A 19081-nucleotide genomic window follows, 5' to 3' on the forward strand; every position below is an offset into this window, starting at 1 on the left:
CGATGGCAAAGGGGAATCAGAAAAAGGTCCGCGGCAAGCCGCTGAGGCACAGTCTGCTGGAGCACTACCAGCCGATTGACGGCGTCGTCGACGAGATGGTCGATGCTTCGGGCCGTCCGCGTCCGGCCTGGGCGCCCTTCATCGATGCGCTGGAGGAGCTGGGCCCGGAAAAGCTCGGCCAGCGCTTTGCCCGCGCCGACCAGTATCTGCGCGACGCCGGGGTTTATTACCGCGTCTATGACAAGGCCGGCGCCAATGAGCGCGAATGGCCGCTGGCGCATATCCCGCTGCTGATCGAAGACAAGGAATGGGCCGGGATCAGCGCCGGTCTCGTCCAGCGCGCCGAGCTTTTCGAGGAGATAGTCGCTGATATCTATGGCCCGAACCGGCTGATCGAGAAGGGAATCCTGCCGGCAGGCCTGATTGCGGCGAGCCCCGAATTTTTGCGCCCCGTCGTCGGCACCATGCCGGCCAGCGGTCATTTCCTGCATTTTTGCGCCTTCGAGCTCGGCCGTGGGCCGGATGGAAGCTGGTGGGTGCTGGGCGACCGCACGCAGGCGCCGTCGGGCGCCGGCTTTGCGCTGGAAAACCGCGTCGCCACGACGCGGGCTTTGTCCGACGTCTATGGCGAGATGCATGTGCATCGCCTGGCCGGTTTCTTCCGCCGCTTTCGCGATGCGCTGATCGGCATGGCGAAGGAGAATGACGGCCGCGTCGCCATTCTGACGCCGGGGCCGCTCAACGAGACTTATTATGAGCACGCCTATATCGCCCGCTATCTCGGCATCATGCTGCTCGAGGGCGAGGATCTGACCGTGTCCGGCGGCAAGCTGATGGTGCGCACGGTTTCCGGGCTGATGCCGATCAGCGTGCTGTGGCGGCGGCTCGACGCCGCCTTTGCCGATCCGCTGGAACTGAGGTCGGACTCGCATATCGGCACGCCGGGGCTGGTCGAGGCGATCCGCCGCGGCACCGTGTCTACGGTCAATGCGCTGGGGTCGGGCTTGATGGAAACCCGGGCGCTGCTCGCCTTCCTGCCGAAGATTTCGCGCGCATTGCGCGGCGAAGAACTTCTGTTGCCAAGCGTGGCCACCTGGTGGTGCGGGCAAGCAACCGAACGGGCCCATGTGCTTGCCAATATCGATCGCATGGTGATCGGTCCGGCGCTGTCGACGCGGCTGGCCTTCGAGGATGACGGCCAGACCAGGCTCGGTTCGGCACTGACGCCGGAGGAACGCATCGCGCTGATTGCGCGCATCGAGAGCGATGGCAGCGGTTTCGTCGGCCAGGAAGCGGTGACGCTGTCGACGACGCCGGTCTATGTCGGAGGCTGGCTGGAGCCACGGCCGGCAAGCCTGCGCGTTTATCTCGCGCGCACGCCCGATGGCTGGACGGTAATGCCGGGCGGTTTCGCCCGTGTCGGCCTTTCGCTCGACCCGACGGCCATCGCCATGCAGCGCGGCGGCCAGGCGGCCGACGTCTGGGTGGTCAGCGACCGGTCGGTCGAGCGCGAGACGCTGCTGCCGCAGGAGCATGACAGCTTCGTCCGCACCATGCCGGGGAGCCTGCCCAGCCGCGCGGCGGAAAACCTGACCTGGCTCGGCCGCTATATCGAGCGCTCGGAGGATACGGTTCGCATCCTGCGCGCCTATCATGTGCGGCTGGCCGAGACGTCCGATCCTGACATGCTGCTGCTCGCCGATATCAGGGACTATCTCGAACCGTTCGGCGTCGATCTCGAAGTGGCCATTCCGCCCGGATTGATCGGCACGCTGGACAGCGCCGTCTACAGCGCCGGACAGATCCGCGACCGCTTTTCGCCCGATGGCTGGCTGGCGCTGAAGGACCTGTCGAAGACCATTCATCAGTTCGCCACCACGGTGGCGCCGGGTGACGACGCGACACGGGCGATGACGGTCATGCTGCGCAAGCTCGCCGGTTTCTCCGGCCTGTTGCACGAGAATATGTACCGTTTCACCGGCTGGCGTTTCCTCGAGATCGGCCGGCGGATCGAGCGCGGCATCCAGATCGCCCGTACGCTAGCCCGACTGACAAGGTCCGGTGCGCCGGACGGCTCGCTCGACATGATGCTGGAGATCGGCGACAGCGTCATGACCCACCGCCGGCAATATCCGGTGCGGGCCGGACGGCGCACGGTGATCGACCTCTTGGCGCTCGACCCACTCAACCCGCGCTCGATCCTGTTCCAGCTCGAACGGCTGAAGGCGGAGATCGGCCTGTTGCCATCGGTTGGGCCGGAGGGGCATATGTCGGTCGCGGCCAAGGAAATCCTGCAGCTCAACACGGCAATTGCCGTCATGGAGCCATCGGAGATGTCGGCGGAGGTGCTGGACGATCTCGCAACTGAGATCGGCAACCTCTATAGCAGCCTGGCTAAAGCGTATTTCGGTTAACATGCTGTACGATATCAGGCTTCATCTCAGCTACGATTATGACGCCGCGGCCGGTGGCAGCCGGCATCAGGTGCGTGTATTGCCGCCGACCATTGCCGGCGTGCAGCGCGTGATCGCGGCCTCGCTTTCGTTTGTGCCGACCCCATCGGAGCGCACGGATTTTGCCGATTTCTTCGGCAACAATGTCACCGCGATCGCCTTTCGCGACGTCCATGACGGGCTCGACATCAGAATGAGCGCGCGCGTGTCGGTGTCACGGCCGGAGCCTGGGCTCGACGTGTCGCCCGATCTGCAGCGCCTGCGGGAAGAACTCGGCGCCGTACGGTCACTGGCGCCGGATGCACCGCATCACTTTCTCGCCGCCAGCGATCATGCCGGCATCGATGCGGCGATCACCGCCTATGCCCGCGACAGCGCCGGCGGCTCGACGGTCGGCATGGCCATCGATCTGTGCAACCGCATCCACCGCGACTTCACCTATGACGGGGAAGCGACCACGGTGCGTACCGGGGCCAGCGATGCCTTCCGTTTGAAGCGGGGCGTCTGCCAGGACTTCTCCCACATCATGATCGCCGGCCTGCGCGGGCTAGGTATTCCTGCGGGTTATGTCAGCGGCTTCCTGCGCACCATTCCACCGAAAGGGAAGCCGCGGCTCGAAGGCGCCGATGCCATGCATGCCTGGGTCAAGGTGTGGTGTGGGCGCGATGCCGGCTGGCAGGAATTCGACCCGACCAATGGCATGCGGGCCAGCAACGACCACATCACCGTTGGCTATGGCCGCGACTATTCCGACGTGGCTCCGATCGTCGGCGTGCTGAAAACCACCGGCGGTCAGGTCGGCGACCAGGCCGTCGACGTCATCCCGGTCGCGCTGGAAAAAGCTTGAGCGCGGAACCAGCAGTCGGCTTGGCGCTTATCTACGAGAAAAATCTCGTGGAGCGGGCATGCTGGACAAATCTGGGACGCCATCCGGCCGGTCGGCGGCCGGACAGGGGGACGATGGGGCGCCGAAGAACGGCGCGCAGACCGCTGCCGAACAGGCCTCGCTCACCTATATCAGCGACAGCGAGCCGGGGATCCGGCGCCTGAAGGCGGGCGAAGGCTTTTCCTACAAGGGCGCGAAAGGACAGGCCCTCGGCGCGGCAGCCATTGCCCGCATCAAGGCGCTGGCCATTCCGCCGGCATGGACGGATGTGTGGATCTCGCCCGATCCCGCCGGCCACATCCAGGCGACCGGCCGCGACCAGCGCGGGCGCAAACAGTACCGCTACCATCCGCTGTGGGCCGCCGAGCGCGACGGCGCCAAATACTCCAGCCTTGTCGCCTTTGCCGAAAGCCTGCCGGAACTGCGCCGCCGGATCGATGCCGATCTGCGCCGCCGTGGCCTGCCGGCCGAGCGCGTCGTGGCGGCAATTGTCTGGCTGCTCGACAACACGATGATCCGGGTCGGCAATGCCGCCTATGCCCGCGACAACAAGAGCTTTGGGCTGACGACGCTACGCGACCGCCACGTCGACATCAAGGGATCCAGCCTGCGCTTTGCCTTCAAGGGCAAGTCCGGCAAGGAATGGAAGTTGAAGCTGGTCGACCGCCGCATCGCCCGGGTCGTGCGCGGCGCGCAGGATATTCCGGGGCAGCAACTGTTCCAATATCTCGACGAGGACGGCGAGAGGCATGGAGTGCGCTCCGACGATGTCAACCGCTATATCCGCGACGCGATCGGCGCCAATTTCAGCTCCAAGCATTTCCGCACCTGGGGCGGCACCATCCATGCCGCGTCGCTGTTTGCGCGGACGGAGCTTCCCCAAAGCCAGGCGCAGACCAAGCGTGTGATGAACGCGGTCATCGACAAGGTGGCCGAGCGGCTCGGCAACACACGCGCCGTCTGCCGCAAATGCTACATCCATCCACAGGTTTTCGAAGCCTGGGTGGAAGGGCGGCTGCTTAGCGAAATGACCGAGGCCAACAAGCGCAAGCGATCGATAGACGGTCTCGATGATGAAGAGGCTCTTGTGCTGAGATGGTTGAAGGCAAGCGAAGGCTGACAAAATGGCGTAACTTTTTTGTCGACGCCATGTCGGCATAGGCCCTACTGTTTCGTCCTTTGAGACAGAAAAGGACCTCCCATGCTCTACGCTATCCTCTGCTATGCCTCCGAAGATGTCGTCTCCTCCTGGAGCAAGGCACAGGATGACGAGGTCATGGCAAAGCTCATGCATGTGCAGGAAAAATACGCTCAAGCCGGCCGGCTTGGGCCGGTGGCGCGGCTTTTGCCCACCACCGCCGCGACGACGCTGCGCAAGGTCAAGGGCGAATCGGTCGTCATCGACGGCCCGTTTGCCGAGACCAAGGAACAGTTCCTCGGCTTCTACACGCTGGAATGCGCCGATCTCGACGAGGCCGTCGAGTTCGCGCGCGAGCTTTCCGAGGTTAATCCCAGCGGCGGATCCTATGAGATCCGACCGGTTTCCGTCTTCAACCCAACCAGAGTAGCCACATGACAGACCTCGCCTGGATAAGCTCGGCGATCAGCGCTGCCCGCCCGCAGGCTATGGGTGCGCTGCTGCGCTATTTCCGCAATCTCGATACGGCGGAGGAAGCTTTCCAGGACGCGTGCCTGAGGGCACTCAAGAACTGGCCGCAGAACGGGCCGCCGCGCGATCCTGCGGCCTGGCTGATCTTTGTCGGCCGCAATACCGGCATCGACGCGGTGCGCAAGCGCGCCAAGCAGGCGCCGATGCCGGAAGAGGACCAGATCTCGGACCTCGAAGATGCCGAGAGCGATATCGCCGAACGGCTGGACGGCGCCCACTACCGCGACGACATATTGCGGCTCTTGTTCATCTGCTGCCATCCGGATCTGCCGCCTACGCAGCAGATCGCGGTGGCGTTGCGCATCGTCTCCGGTCTCACCGTCAAACAGATCGCGCGTGCGTTCCTGGTCGGCGAAAGCGCCATGGAACAGCGCATCACGCGCGCCAAGGCGCGCATTGCAGATGCCGGCGTGCCGTTCGAGACGCCCGGCGCGGTCGAACGCTCGGAGCGGCTCGCCGCCGTCGCCGCCATGGTCTATCTGATCTTCAACGAAGGTTATTCCACCAACAGCGGCGAGGCGCCGGCGCGTGCGCCGCTTTGCGAGGAAGCGATCCGGCTGGCTCGCCTGTTGCTGCGGCTGTTCCAGACCGAGCCGGAGATCATGGGCCTGACGGCATTGCTTTTGCTGCAGCATGCGCGCGCGCCGGCCCGCTTCGACGAGAATGGCGAGATCGTGCTGCTCGACGACCAGGACCGCTCGCTGTGGAGCCGCAAGATGATCGACGAAGGCCTGGCGCTGGTCGACAAGGCCCTGCGCCACCAGAAGCCCGGACCCTACCAGGTGCAGGCGGCGATCGCCGCCCTTCATGCGCGGGCGGCAACCCCCGAGGAGACCGACTGGACAGAGATCGACCTGCTCTACAGCCTGCTGGAGGCGATGCAACCTTCGCCGGTGGTGACGCTGAACCGTGCGGTTGCGGTCGCCAAGGTGCGCGGGCCGGAAGCTGCCCTTGCCATGATCGAGCCGCTTGGCGAGAGGCTGTCCGGCTATTTCCACTTCTTCGGCCTCAAGGGCGGTCTGTTGATGCAGCTCGGCCGTGGCGAAGAGGCGCGTGTCGCCTTCGATCGCGCCATTGCGTTGGCCAACACGGCAGCGGAAGCCGCCCATATCCGCATGCATATCGACCGGCTGATGCGAGACGGAGCCGTGAAGGCGCCGGCGAAGACAGCGCACTAAACCTGTTCCTCCTGTGGCTCAATCGTGCAATCCCGGCTTGGACCATGCCGGGGTGGCGATTTTCCCCTGAAACGAGTAATGGCACGCCATGACACCGCCTGCGGCATGCGGGCGATAATGGCGCCAAGGCTCGACCGCCGCCCTATGATGGCGAGCGGATCTGAAAGGGATGAAAATGACGATAGCGAAGGAAACGGCCGAACTTCTGGCGAAACTGGGTGTGGCCAAGGACGCGCTGACCGGCGGCGACCTCGTCGTGCGCAGCCCGGTGACGGGTGAACAGATCGCGGCGCTGAAGACGATTTCGCCGGCCGATGCGGCCAAGACCATCGATGCCGCGCACACGGCGTTCCAGGCCTGGCGGATGGTGCCGGGTCCCCGGCGCGGCGAACTGGTGCGGCTGCTCGGCGAGGAGTTGCGCGCGCACAAAACCGAGCTTGGCCGGCTGGTGTCGATCGAGGTCGGCAAGATCCCGTCGGAAGGCCTCGGCGAAGTTCAGGAAATGATCGACATCTGCGATTTCGCCGTCGGCCTTTCCCGCCAACTCTACGGTCTAACCATCGCCACCGAGCGTCCGGGACATCGCATGATGGAGACCTGGCATCCGCTCGGCGTCGTCGGCGTCATTTCGGCCTTCAACTTCCCGGTCGCGGTGTGGTCGTGGAACGCGGCGCTCGCGCTGGTCTGCGGCGACGCCGTGGTGTGGAAGCCCTCGGAAAAGACGCCGCTGACGGCGCTCGCCTGCGAGGCGATTTTTGCCGGCGCGGTCAAGCGCTTCGGCGCGGATGCGCCGCAGGGCCTGGCACCGGTGCTGATTGGCGACCGCTCCGTCGGCGAGATCCTGGTCGACCACCCGAAGGTGGCGCTGGTTTCTGCCACCGGCTCGACCCGCATGGGCCGGGATGTCGGCCCGCGGCTGGCCAAGCGCTTTGCCCGCGCCGTGCTCGAGCTCGGCGGCAACAATGCCGGCATCGTCTGCCCGACCGCCGATCTCGAGATGGCGCTGCGCGCCATCGCCTTTGGCGCCATGGGCACCGCGGGCCAGCGCTGCACGACGCTGCGGCGCCTGTTCGTGCATGACAGCGTCTATGACACGCTGCTGCCGCGGCTGAAGAAGGCCTATGAGAGCGTCTCGGTCGGCAACCCGCTGGAGACGTCTTCGCTCGTCGGGCCGCTGATCGACAAGGGGGCGTTCGACGCCATGCAGAAGGCGCTCAAGGAAGCCACCGCTCACGGCGGCAAGCTGACCGGCGGTTCGCGGGTCGAGAATGGCCATCCCGATGCCTATTACGTGCATCCGGCGCTGGTCGAAATGCCGAAGCAGGTGGCTCCCGTCACCGAAGAAACCTTCGCGCCGATCCTCTATGTGATGAAGTACTCCGATTTCGATGCCGTGCTCGACGAGCACAATGCGGTCGGCGCCGGACTGTCGTCGTCGATATTCACCCGCGACCTGCAGGAATCCGAGCGCTTCCTCGGCGTCGATGGTTCGGATTGCGGCATCGCCAACGTCAACATCGGCACGTCGGGCGCCGAGATCGGCGGCGCGTTCGGCGGCGAGAAGGAAACCGGCGGCGGCCGCGAGAGCGGCTCCGATGCCTGGAAGGCCTATATGCGCCGCGCCACCAACACGGTGAACTATTCCAAGGCGCTGCCGCTGGCGCAGGGCGTGTCATTCGACATCGATTGAGATGCTGCGCCCGGCTTTTGACCAGTTGATCCACCCGAACCCGTCGGGCGGATCGCTGCCGCTCGCGCGGATCGTTCCGCTTTCAGGCTTCGCCCCCGCTGTCCAGATGTCCGTATCCCGACGGCGGAAAGGCCACCTCGGCCATGCGCCCGGACGGGTCCTCGCGGTCGGCACGACCGGCTGCGCAACAGCGTCTGCGCCGAACGTTCAGCCAGCGTGCGGCGACGCCGGTCGGCAGGCCTCGAACGCGGCATCGATAACGGCAAGCTTGGCGGCCTGGACGGTCATGTATTCCTGGTAGAAGCTGTTCGAGACCCACATTACGGAATGCCCGCGCCGGCCCAGCCAGCCGACGCTGCCGAGCTTTTCGGCGTCGCGCAATTTGCGCGCAAGATGGGTGCGCGAGAGTTTTAGCCAACTGGCGAATTCGCCGATCGAAACCACGCTGGTCGGGATCCGGTCGAGGGCGGCATTGTCGGGATCGATGCCGGACATCAGCCAATCCATGACGATGCCGCCATTGTTGAGCCAGATGAACAGCGAAAACGTCTGCTTGGGCTCACGCACAGGGTTGGAGGAGAGCAGGCCTTCCGCCACCAGCGGCTGCAGCCTGGAAATCATGCCGTGCTGCTCGAGAAAGGCGGCGAGGCGGCTGCCGCTGTCGAGACCGTCGAGCGTGCGCAGATGCGCAACCACCCAGCCGTCGAATTCCTTCAGCGTCGCTGCCGTCACCTGAAACGGGTGGGCTCGTCCGTCACCGGTGTGCGGCAGGTATTCGATGATGTGATAGTGCAGCATCTCCTTGATGAAGGCTTCGGCCGTGTTGCGGCTAGCGACGGAATAGTGAAGCACGGCATCGATGAAGCGGGCCAGTGTCAGTTCCGTGCGGGGATCGCGCGGGTCGCGGGCGAAATGCAGGGCTAGGCCGGTGTGAGCCAGCAACCAGCGCTGTTGCGTGGCGAACACGGCGGCCAGGCGTGGGCTCGTTTCATAGATATGCAGCAGCGCCTTCGACTGCGCCTCGACATGACGGTGCAGCGCCGGATGGCCGGCAATATATTCGAAATTCAGCGCCATCCTCCTCGTCCTCCGGCCAGCCCCCCGGCAGCGAAGACGTGCAATCACATTTCCAGCCTTAGCCGCCCGTGTCCAGCCATGCCAACCCGGACAAAAGGCCTAGAGCGAGCCTGGGCTATCGTTCCGGCTATTACGGCCGCAACCGCGAGGTGATGGAGAGCCATCGCGTCCTAGCCACGAACACCACATCGTGGCAAACTTCTTGTTAACCACATGCTCGGTGAAAATATCGGATTAACCTCAGATGCCACTATCGAGGTTATGTTCCGTACCTTAGCGTTCAATATGAGTTCAAGGGATGTGTGGATTCGGGGGTTATTTCGGGTCAATCCGGGATGCGGAAGCTTTGCTCACGCACATGGTAGCCGCAATTGCCCATCGTGGGCCGGATGAGCAAGGGAAATTCGTAGCACCCGATGCCGGGCTCGGGCATGCGCGGCTGTCGGTGATCGGCATCGGCGATGGCCAGCAACCGATGTCCGACGAGGCCGGCAATTTGACGATTGCGTTCAACGGCGAGATTTTCAACTACATAGAACTGCGCGAAGGGCTGATCGCCAAGGGCCGGCACTTTCGGACGTCGAGCGACACAGAGGTCATCCTTCAGCTCTATGAGGAGATGGGCGAAGACTGCTTGTCTCTCCTGAACGGTGATTTCGCCTTGGCGATATGGGACAATCGGCAGCGACGAATGGTGCTTGCACGAGACCGGATGGGTGTCCGGCCGCTCTTCTACACAAGTAAGGACGGGGTGCTTTACTTTGCCTCGGAGATCAAAGCCCTGTTGAAGGTCCCGGGGGTCTCCGCTGAAATTGATCCGATTGCGCTGGATCAGATCTTTACGCTGTGGGCGCCGATCGCTCCGCGCACGGCGTTCCGCAATATCCACGAGTTGGAACCGGCAAGTGTGATGATCGCGACGCAGGGGCAGGTCACGGTCAAACGGTACTGGCACCTGGACTATCCGCATCGTGATGAGCCGTCGAAGATCACGAACGAGGACCACGCGGCAGAGGAATTGCAAGCCCTTCTGACCGATGCGGTGAGGCTTCGCATGCGGGCCGACGTGCCGGTCGGCTCCTATCTTTCCGGAGGGCTCGATTCCTCGCTTGTTTCGGCGCTTGCCGCCGGCATGACTCCTCGGAGACTGGAGACATTTTCCGTAACCTTCGACAGCGCCGAGCATGACGAAAGCGCCTTTCAGATCGAAATGGCCTCGGCGCTCGGCACGCGCCACCACGCCATAGAATGCGGCGCCCGCGATATCGCCAGCGTCTTTCCTGAGGTCGTCCGCTTTGCCGAGCGGCCGATCATCCGCACGGCGCCAGCGCCACTCTACAAATTATCCGCCCTGGTTCGCCAGGCCGGCCTGAAGGTGGTGCTGACGGGTGAAGGCGCCGACGAGGTCTTCGCCGGCTACGACGTCTTCAAGGAGGCGCGTGTCCGCCGGTTCTGCGGGCGGCAGCCCACATCGCGCATGAGGCCGCAGCTGTTCCGCCGGCTTTACCCGTATCTGCCGGGCCTGCAACAGCAATCGGTGGAGTATCTGGCTGCCTTCTTCGGCACCAGCAACGCTGCCCTCGACGATCCGCTGTTCTCGCATCGGCCACGCTTCAAGACCACGGCGGCGGCGAAAATCTTCTTTTCCGGCGACCTGCGCGCGACGTTGAAGGGTTATGACGCAGCTGAAGAGCTGACCAGCCGCCTACCCGAGGCGTTTTCCCTATGGCATCCGCTGCATCAGGCGCAATATCTCGAAACCCGCTTCCTCCTGCCCGGCTACATCCTCTCCAGCCAAGGCGATCGGATGGCCATGGCGCACGGCATCGAAGGGCGGTTTCCTTTCCTGGATCATCGCGTGGTAGAGTTCGCGGCAAGACTTCCGCCGGAGATGAAACTGAAAGGCTTGATGGAGAAGCACATATTGCGCAAGGTGGCCAGGCACCACCTTCCGGCGGCGATCGGTAAACGCACCAAGCAACCTTACCGCGCCCCGGAGGCCCGCTCCTTCGTCGGGGCGGAGGAACTAGACTATGTTCGTGACTGCCTGGGCGAGGCGAGCATTACCGCCGGCGGCCTGTTCAACGCCAAGGCGGTGGCCAAGCTCCACGAGAAATGCCGCATGGAGACCGCGACCGGATTTCGCGACAACGCCGCCTTCGTCGGCATTCTGTCGACGCAGCTGTGGCAGAAGAATTTCGCCGGCCAAGCGGTCGGCGCGGCAAGAGCGGCCTGAGACGGCGAGGAAAAGGAAAGACACGATGACGGCAATCAAGGACAGGGTCAGAAGCTTTATCGTCGACAACTTCCTGTTCGGCGACACCTCCTACAAACTGTCGGATTCAGCCTCGCTGATCGAGAACGACATTATCGACTCGACTGCGGTGCTTGAGCTGGTGGCCTTCATCGAGGACAATTTCGGCATCGCGATGGTGGATGCCGACATCGTTCCGACCAACCTGGACTCGCTTGACCGCATCTCGTCCTTCATCGAGGCGAGAGCACAAACGCTGGCAGCGTAAGCGCCAACGGCGAGGAACGTCCCGTGCGGATCGAGCATTTTCTGGTGGCGAAGGCTGCTGCCCACCCGGCCAAGACGGCATTGGTCACCAGGGGCAAAAGGCTGAGCTACGAAGAACTCGACGACCTTTCGAGCCGGCTGGCCACCGCTCTCTTCATGAATGGGATCAGGCGCGACGACCGCGTTCTGATCTTCATGGACAATTGCTGGGAGGCCGCCGTATCGATCTTTGCCGCACTCAAGGCAGGTGCGACCTTCAGTCCGATCAACCCCTCCACAAAGGCCGACAAGCTCGGTTACGTCATCGCCGATTGCGACGCCAGGGCGGTCCTGACGCAGGCGAAGCTGGTGCCCGTGGTCACCGAAGCCTGCGCATCGCAAGGCAAGACCGGCATCTTCGTGGCTTCCACTCCTGGGGCCGATGGGCAATGCCCGGCAGGGGCCGCGTCCCTGACTGACTGCCTGACGTTCGATGGCGCGGAGGTGAACCATCGCGGCATCGACGTCGACCTTGCGATGCTGATCTACACGTCAGGTTCGACCGGCCGGCCCAAGGGTGTGATGATGACGCATCGCAATTGCGACGCTGCCGCGGGGTCGATCGCCACCTATCTGCGCAACGCGCCGGACGACATCATCCTGAACGTCCTCCCGCTTGCCTTCGACTATGGCCTCTATCAGTTGCTGATGGCAGTCAGGCTCGGGGCCACGCTGGTGCTCGAGAAGTCCTTCGCCTTCCCGCACGAGATCTTCGAACGCATCCGCAAAGAGGGCGTCACCGGCCTTCCGCTGGTGCCTACCATGGCGGCGATGATCCTGCAGATGCGTGATCTGGCGCCGGGTTTCCTGCCCAGCCTCCGCTATATTTCCAACACCGCGGCCGCCTTGCCGCCAGCCCACATAGAACGCCTGCGCTCGCTGCTGCCCGGCGTCCGGATCTATTCGATGTATGGGCTGACCGAATGCAAGCGCTGCACCTATTTGCCACCCGAGGAACTTGACCGCCGGCCAGGGTCGGTCGGCATAGCCATCCCCAACACGGAAGCCTTTGTCGTCGACGACCTTGGACAACGCGTGCCGGCGGGCGTGGCAGGTGAGCTCGTTATCCGCGGTCCGCACGTCATGCAGGGCTATTGGCGCAACCAGGCCGCGACGGAACGAGCGCTCCGGCCGGGGCCTAACCCTTGGGAAAAGGTGCTCTATACGGGCGACCTGTTCCAGACCGACGAGGACGGCTTTCTCTATTTTGTCGGGCGTAAGGACGATATCATCAAGACGCGTGGCGAGAAGGTCGCCCCCAAGGAAGTGGAGGCAGTGCTCCACGCCCATCCAGGTATCGCGGAAGCGGTGGTCGTCGGCGTGCCGGATCCGGTGCTGGGGCATGCGATTGGCGCGCTCGTCGTGCGGTCCGATCCGGCGCTTGGCGGAAAGGACATCATTCGTCACTGCGCGCGGCACCTGGAGGATTTCATGGTCCCCAAAATCATAGAGTTCCGCAGCGAATTACCGAAGACGGAGTCGGGCAAGGTCAGCCGCCGGCTCGCGGCTGAGATGATGGAGGCCGAGCAATGAACATCGGCTCAACCCAGGATGCGCCGGCCTTCACGCAAGCCCTGGTCATCGATCCCGCCGCCGAAACGGACAGGATCGTGGCGGCCCTGCGCGAGCAGTTGCGCGGCATTCGCAAGCGCGGCCTCGTGCTCGGTCTTTCGGGCGGTATAGATTCCAGCGTTTCGGCTGCATTGGCCGCGCGTGCCGTCGGCCACCAGAATGTGCTGTGCGTGCTCATGCCGGAAAGCGATTCCGACCCCGAAAGCCTGCGACTCGGCCATCTGGTCGCCGACACTTTCGGCGTCGAGGCCGTTGTGGAGGATATCGGGCCGACCCTGCGGGCAATGGGCTGCTATGAACGCCGCGACGCCTTCATCCGCGAAATGGTCCCGGACTATGGCAAGGGCTGGGCCTCAAAGATCGTGATCGCGAACGTGCTCGAAGGCGAGGGCTACAACATCTCCTCGCTGGTGGTGCAGGACCCGCAAGGCAAGCAGACGAAACTGCGGATGCCGGTGGCGGTCTATCTCGGCATCGTTGCCGCCACCAACATGAAGCAGCGCACCCGCAAGCAGATCGAATATTATCATGCCGACCGGCTGAACTTCGCCGTGCTCGGCACACCGAACCGGCTGGAATACGATCAGGGGTTCTTCGTCAAGAACGGCGACGGCGCCGCCGACGTCAAGCCGATCGCGCATCTCTACAAGACGCAGGTCTATGCGCTAGCCGCCTATCTCGGCATTCCGGAAGAGGTCCGCAACCGGCCGCCGACCACCGACACCTACTCGCTGGCGCAGACGCAGGAAGAATTCTACTTCTCCCTGCCTTACGATCGGATGGATCTGTGTCTCTACGGCCTCAACAACGGCGTGTCCGCCGAGGTGGTAGGGCAAGCGGCGGGATTGACCGCCTCACAGATCGAACGCGTCTGGGCCGACATCGCCGCCAAGCGAAAGGCAACGCGCTATCTGCACCTGCGCCCGCAGCTCGTTGACGGCGTGGACGAAGTCGGCTCCTGACCTATGCATATCGAGCAAAAGTGATCCGGTCTTGCGATACGACATGCATGAAAGAAATACTAAGCTCTTGTCTTTACGCAATTCCGGACGGAAAGCCGCGCACCCTTTCCTGGAATTGCTGTAGGCGGAACGCTTCAGGTGAAGCGGCCGCCGATCAACTGGCTCCACTGCTCGCCCGCAAGCCCGTTCAGAAAGACCTGCGCGTTCTTCATGGCATCGAGAAGCTCGGGATCGCGTGAATGCACGACGGTCGAGGCGACCGGTATGAAGGCTATGCGTCTTACAAGCATGGCGTCCAGAAGCGCGGGCTGGACGCGGCCGCGCAAGCCGGAGACACCGCGCCGGGCGGCATGCTCGACCAGGCAATCGATCACCGGCCCGGCCTGGCCGGGAAGAGCGAGGACCTGCAGCACGCGGCCGATCCCGTCCGGTCGCGCGTAATAGGCGAAAGCGCCGACATTGGCGCCGTTCGGCGATGCCACCGACACGTAGACAAGCTCTCCGAAATCCGGCTTTTGCGCCGCATCGCCCAGAATATGGTTGAGCTGACCTTCCGCCCACTGCGGACGTAGCGGAAATTGGGCGCAAAGCGGCTCCAGCAGCCCCGCAAAGCTGCCGCTGTCGATCTCGGAGGTCCGAAATGCCCCCCGGCTCGATGCGTTGGCGACGACGCCGGTCCAGCGTCGTTGACTGCCCTTCATTTTGCGAAGGTAGAGCCGGTCGACGATCCGGGCGAGCGGGTTGAACATCCAGGCAAGCTTCATGTGATTGGCAAAAAGGCTGAGCATGAAGGTCGCCGGCCGCATCACGCGAACCCAGTCAAGGCTGTATTGCGGCAGCACAACGCCGCGAAGCCGCGTCCACAGTTTCACGGACGTATCATTGGCGGTTTCGCTGAAGGAGATGTCCTGCGGACCATCGAGGAAGGCCTTCAACAGGCGGGCACCGGCCATCGGATCGGTCTCGTGATCCTCGACCATCAGCGAGCTGCAGATGGCAGCGTAGAGCTGCCGGCCGTTGAATTTCATTGGCAGCGCATGAACGCCGACGAACCCGGAAACCTGGCCGGCGTCATTGACATGGACAAGCGAACGGAGCCCGCTGCCCCAGTCGGGTGCGTCCAGATAAAACCGCCTCATGTAATCGACGAGGGAGGCCGGCGCTGGCCCCCGCTTCTTGCGCAGCATGCGTTGAAACATGCCCGCGACGGCCGCAAGGTCGGCCTGATCGAGGGCGCGGACGACGCTCACGCCGGGCTCCCGGTTCCCGGAACCCGGCCACCATGTTTGCGCGCCATGGCGACACGGGGCTGGCCGTCGGCCGTCACGGCAAAGGTTGGGGTTTCGTAGGATTTCGTTCTCGATAAAAGGGTTGCTATCTGCCGATCTTGACCTTCGCCGAACTCAAATAGCAGCCATCCGCCTGGCTTGAGGAAAGCTGCGGCATCCCGGACCAGCCTTTGGAGGATCGAAATACCGTAAGGGCCGCCGTCGAAAGCTTCCCGAGGTTCGTTCTCCAACAGATGCGCGCTTTCGCTATCGAGACGGGATGAGGAAATATAGGGCGGGTTGCACACAACCATGTCGGCAGCGCCGCGGAGGCCGTCACCCTCGATCGCGGCAAATAGGTCGCCTTGCCGGACCTTGATCCTGTCCTGCCGGGCGAGGCGCACAACATTGCGGCGGGCAAGCGAAACCGTGCTGTCGGTCAGGTCCGCCGCCCATGCCCGAGCCCGAGGACATCCGCTGACGATGCCCACGGCAAGATTGCCGCTGCCGCAGCACATGTCGATCAGGATCGTTTCGTGCGCCTGTTCGCCAAGAATGGCCGCGGCCGTCCGGCCAAGCAGTTCCGTTTCGGCTCGCGGCACCAGGACGTCAGGCGCGAGTTCCAGCTCAACCCGCATGAAGCGGTGCAATCGCGGCCAATTGAGATCGTTTGCACGGCCGGCAGGAAGGCTGTGATGCTGCGGCAAGGAAAATCCCTATCCTGAGGATAAAACGCGGGTTCCCTGTTGTTACCAACTCCGGGTAAATTGATGTTAAAGATCATGATTGGATTGGGAGTAACCGGCCTATGTTGGCGGCGTCCTGTCCCATCAATGGCGAATTCCTGTGCCGCCGCAAGCCGATCCATGCGCTAATTCAGAGCAACGCCTCGTACCGGTCTCCGATCTTTTCAATTTCGAAATCCGCCGCCCTGCTTTTCAGGATCGCGGCGGTTGTCGGCTGGTCGAGCATTCTGGCCATCGCCACTGCCAGAGCCGCGGCATCGCCGACCGGCACCAGGGCGCCGAAGCGGCCGTCATCAAGTATTTCGCGCGGGCCGTGCGGCGCGTCCGTGGAGACCACCGGAATCCCCGCTGCCATGGCCTCGACCAGAACATTGCCGAAGCCCTCGCTGGTCGATGATAGGACGAACAAGTCAGCTACTGCGTAGCAGGCCGCCGGATCATTGACATAGCCCGCAAACAGAACGTCTGCGCCGATACCGGATTCTTCGGCATAGGCGCGCAGCTCGTCGGCCAGCGGACCCTCGCCGAAGATGACAAGCCGGGCCCGGCGGCCGGCGCGCAGCACAGCGAAGGCCCGCAGCAACGTCCAATGATCCTTAACCGGCACCAGGCGTCCGGCGGTGATGATGACGGGGCCGTCGCCCATCGCCGCGAGCTCTGCCTGCCAGGCGTAGGAGCGTTGCTGGGATGCCGCAGCCGGCGGCAGCGGGTTGTTGATGACCACGACCTTGGATTTCGGGAAGCCTCGGGCCACAAGATCGCCGCCGACACCCTCAGAAACCGCGATGGCCCTGGTGGCGCGGGCCGCAACCAGGGCCGAAAGCCAGACCGCCATTTTCGCGCCAAGGCTGCCGGAAGGCAATGAGGCGGCGGCGTGGAAACTCGGGAAGAACCGCGCCCTGCTTCGCGCGAGGGAAAGCGCCAGCGCCACGACCAGATTGGCGAATTCCGGGGCGCTGTAGATCGCGTCGGGAGAAAGGCGGCCAAGCAGGCCCGCGCTTCGCACGATGCCTTTCAATGTCGCCCACTTGCCATAACCCTCGCCGCGAATGGGGAGGCCGAAATCGACCAGATGCACGGCAGGCGAAAGCAGGGCGGCATTGGGCCCCTGCGCGTTCCAGGTAAAAAGCGTGACGTTGTGGCCGCGCGATGCCAGCTCGTTGGCTATCAGGACGAACACACGCTCGGCGCCGCCGCCCCTGAGGCTGGCAATGTGAAAGACAATCCGCTTCGCCATTTCAGGCGCGGCTGGCAATGACATCCGGGCGGTTCGGCGGAAGCCGCATGTCGCGCACGATACCCAGGGTAATGGCGAGCAACATGCCGAGGATCATGCCGCCAATGGCCCCCAGGCCGATCATCAGGACGGTGCGCGGGGGCCATGAACGGCCCTTTGGCGGCACTGCGGTGGAAATCACCTGCACATTGGTGCTGTCGATCTGTTCGCGCTCGGTTATCTGGCGTGCCCGCGACAGGAAGCTCTCATAGATAGCCGTCTTCGACGCGGCGTCACGTTCAAGCTCACGCAAGGCGACCTCGGAATCGCTATCCGAGAACACGTTGCCCTTCAAGTCATTCATCTTGGCATTGAGGGAGGCCGACGAGGTTTTGGCGGCATCGAGATTGACCTTCGCCAAGCGCAGGGTGCGCGCGTATTCGGCGCTGAGTTGCGCGCTGACCGTGTTGTACTCCGTCTTAAGCCTGACGATCGACGGATGACGGGGGCCAAAGGTCATCGACTGCGAATCGATCTGCTGGCGCAGGCCGTTGGCCGTTGCGCGCAGCGCCACAAGCGCCTCCGACGTGGCGGGACCGGAATTGGTGCCGTTTGCGCCGGCGGCAAGCAGGGCGTCGTAACTTGCCTGCGCGGCGATGACGCGCGATTGCGTCTCCACGATCTGGCCGTTGAGCTGGGTCATGGTTTGCGAGGAAACAAGCTGCCCATTGCTGGTGGCCAGATTGTGGCTGCGCCTATAGGCCTCGACCTTCTCTTCGGCCGCCTGCACATCGCTCTTGAGCTGGCCCAGCCGCCCGTCCAGCGCGGCCGCGGCACGGCTGGCGCCGGAAGCCTCGGCGCTGGCCAGCTCTTCCTGGAAAGTCTTGACGATATCCTGCGAAATCAGGATCGCCTTAGCGGGGGTTTCCGCCGATACCATCAAGGTCGTGACAAACGACTTTTCATCCGCGATGCTGCTAACCCGTTCCGCCAGGTTCTTCAGGGCGGTAAGCTTTGGGTCGGGTTTGGCGCCGTCCGTCCCTGTGCGGCTTCGGTCCGCGTCGAAGAACTCCGGGTCACTGGCCAGGTCAAGATCGTCTACAACACGTGAAAGCACGCTGCCCGAGGTCAAGATGCGCTCTTTGCTGCGCGCGCTGAGCAGCTGTCCATCGACCTGGGCCGATTGCGGGTAAAGATCGTTCGGAACAACCTGAAGATTGGCGGGATTGATGAGGATGTCCGTGGTCACGGTGTAGCGCTGCTTGCTCAGCAGAGCGTAGGCACCGCCGATGATCCCGCCGGCGATTGCCAGCAGGCATACCAGAGCAAGGCCGGCGCGCAGCCAGACAAACAGACGCCCGAAATCGAGTTCGAGAAAGGTTCCGATCTTGTTGAGCGTCACCGTCGTGACGGGCTCGGCTACAGGCGGCGCCACGGGTGCAGGCGACACAGGGGCCGACGTTACAGGGGCCGACGTTACAGGGGCCGACGTTACAGCGGGTGCCGCCGCATGTGCCATGATCGGCGCGGTTTGTTGCGGCTTTGGCCTGCTGGCGCGCCGCGCATTTTCGATCCGTTCATAGGGGCTAATGCCGGCGGCGGCCGCGGCTGGAGGAGGACCGGAAGCGGCGGACATCATGCTAACCCTTTAATATTCAATACGCACAGCCTGCTTTACGGAAACATCGTTAACATTTCATTTTCCAGGCGTGTCAGGCGCGTTCTGGAACAGCGATCTATCCACCCTTGGTCGGTATTCTGCCACGCCCGTCGTAGCCTGGCAAAGCGCGCAGGCGTTTCAAAT

The 19081-nt window shown here is 63.6% G+C and carries 15 protein-coding genes; 10 read left to right on the forward strand and 5 right to left on the reverse strand.

The window, feature by feature from the left end; all coding sequences use genetic code 11:
* Positions 1-2 precede the first annotated feature (2 nt).
* The 6 genes from NKH54_RS02580 to amaB all read left to right on the forward strand — a co-directional run bounded on the left by NKH54_RS02580 (position 3) and on the right by amaB (position 7876).
* Positions 3-2414: a circularly permuted type 2 ATP-grasp protein gene (locus NKH54_RS02580; RefSeq protein ID WP_353027672.1), complete on the forward strand. Its 2412-nt coding sequence runs from the start codon at positions 3-5 to the stop codon at positions 2412-2414.
* A 1-nt stretch (position 2415) separates the two neighbouring features.
* On the forward strand, positions 2416-3300 hold the full coding sequence (locus NKH54_RS02585) for a transglutaminase family protein (RefSeq protein WP_023683456.1): 885 nt from the start codon (positions 2416-2418) through the stop codon (positions 3298-3300).
* A gap of 58 nt (positions 3301-3358) precedes the next feature.
* Complete coding sequence (locus tag NKH54_RS02590; protein ID WP_353027673.1) at positions 3359-4459, forward strand: DNA topoisomerase IB; 1101 nt, start codon at positions 3359-3361, stop codon at positions 4457-4459.
* Positions 4460-4540: 81 nt separating this feature from the next.
* Entirely contained in the window at positions 4541-4915 is a 375-nt protein-coding gene (locus NKH54_RS02595; protein ID WP_023725131.1) for a YciI family protein, read from the forward strand.
* Positions 4912-6186, forward strand: coding sequence for an RNA polymerase sigma factor (locus tag NKH54_RS02600; RefSeq protein ID WP_023707663.1), 1275 nt, complete (start codon positions 4912-4914; stop codon positions 6184-6186). The genes NKH54_RS02595 and NKH54_RS02600 overlap by 4 nt, the downstream gene beginning before the upstream one ends.
* Positions 6187-6361: 175 nt before the next feature.
* Positions 6362-7876: an L-piperidine-6-carboxylate dehydrogenase gene (gene amaB / locus NKH54_RS02605; RefSeq protein WP_353027674.1), complete on the forward strand. Its 1515-nt coding sequence runs from the start codon at positions 6362-6364 to the stop codon at positions 7874-7876.
* A 207-nt stretch (positions 7877-8083) separates the two neighbouring features.
* On the opposite strand, the gene NKH54_RS02610 is transcribed toward amaB, so the two are convergent.
* Positions 8084-8953 (reverse strand): hypothetical protein, encoded by an 870-nt coding sequence (locus NKH54_RS02610; protein WP_023671785.1) that lies wholly within the window; start codon positions 8951-8953, stop codon positions 8084-8086.
* A gap of 298 nt (positions 8954-9251) precedes the next feature.
* On the opposite strand from NKH54_RS02610, the gene asnB reads away from it, so the two are divergent.
* The 4 genes from asnB to nadE are packed head-to-tail and all read left to right on the forward strand — an operon-like array spanning position 9252 to position 14047.
* Positions 9252-11189, forward strand: a complete 1938-nt coding sequence (gene asnB / locus NKH54_RS02615) for an asparagine synthase (glutamine-hydrolyzing) (protein WP_023710991.1) — start codon at positions 9252-9254, stop codon at positions 11187-11189.
* Positions 11190-11214: 25 nt separating this feature from the next.
* A complete protein-coding gene (locus tag NKH54_RS02620; protein ID WP_023686311.1) occupies positions 11215-11475 on the forward strand; it encodes an acyl carrier protein in 261 nt (86 codons plus the stop codon).
* Positions 11476-11498: 23 nt separating this feature from the next.
* Positions 11499-13046: a class I adenylate-forming enzyme family protein gene (locus NKH54_RS02625; protein ID WP_023686310.1), complete on the forward strand. Its 1548-nt coding sequence runs from the start codon at positions 11499-11501 to the stop codon at positions 13044-13046.
* Positions 13043-14047, forward strand: coding sequence for an NAD(+) synthase (gene nadE / locus NKH54_RS02630; RefSeq protein ID WP_023710993.1), 1005 nt, complete (start codon positions 13043-13045; stop codon positions 14045-14047). The genes NKH54_RS02625 and nadE overlap by 4 nt, the downstream gene beginning before the upstream one ends.
* 134 nt (positions 14048-14181) lie before the next feature.
* Here the strand turns inward: nadE and NKH54_RS02635 are convergent, their stop codons facing one another.
* The 4 genes from NKH54_RS02635 to NKH54_RS02650 all read right to left on the reverse strand — a co-directional run bounded on the left by NKH54_RS02635 (position 14182) and on the right by NKH54_RS02650 (position 18913).
* Positions 14182-15297, reverse strand: a complete 1116-nt coding sequence (locus tag NKH54_RS02635; RefSeq protein WP_023696870.1) for a hypothetical protein — start codon at positions 15295-15297, stop codon at positions 14182-14184.
* Entirely contained in the window at positions 15294-16022 is a 729-nt protein-coding gene (locus NKH54_RS02640) for a N5-glutamine methyltransferase family protein (RefSeq protein ID WP_023710994.1), read from the reverse strand. The genes NKH54_RS02635 and NKH54_RS02640 overlap by 4 nt, the downstream gene beginning before the upstream one ends.
* A 169-nt stretch (positions 16023-16191) precedes the next feature.
* The gene (locus tag NKH54_RS02645; RefSeq protein WP_023686306.1) at positions 16192-17322 is read right to left on the reverse strand and encodes a glycosyltransferase; all 1131 of its coding nucleotides are present in this window, start codon (positions 17320-17322) and stop codon (positions 16192-16194) included.
* A complete protein-coding gene (locus tag NKH54_RS02650; RefSeq protein ID WP_027049857.1) occupies positions 17300-18913 on the reverse strand; it encodes a GumC family protein in 1614 nt (537 codons plus the stop codon). Before NKH54_RS02650 ends, NKH54_RS02645 begins: the two co-directional genes overlap by 23 nt.
* Between the last annotated feature and the right edge of the window lie 168 nt (positions 18914-19081).

It is taken from the genome of Mesorhizobium sp. M1004 (assembly GCF_040318795.1).
GTDB lineage: Bacteria > Pseudomonadota > Alphaproteobacteria > Rhizobiales > Rhizobiaceae > Mesorhizobium.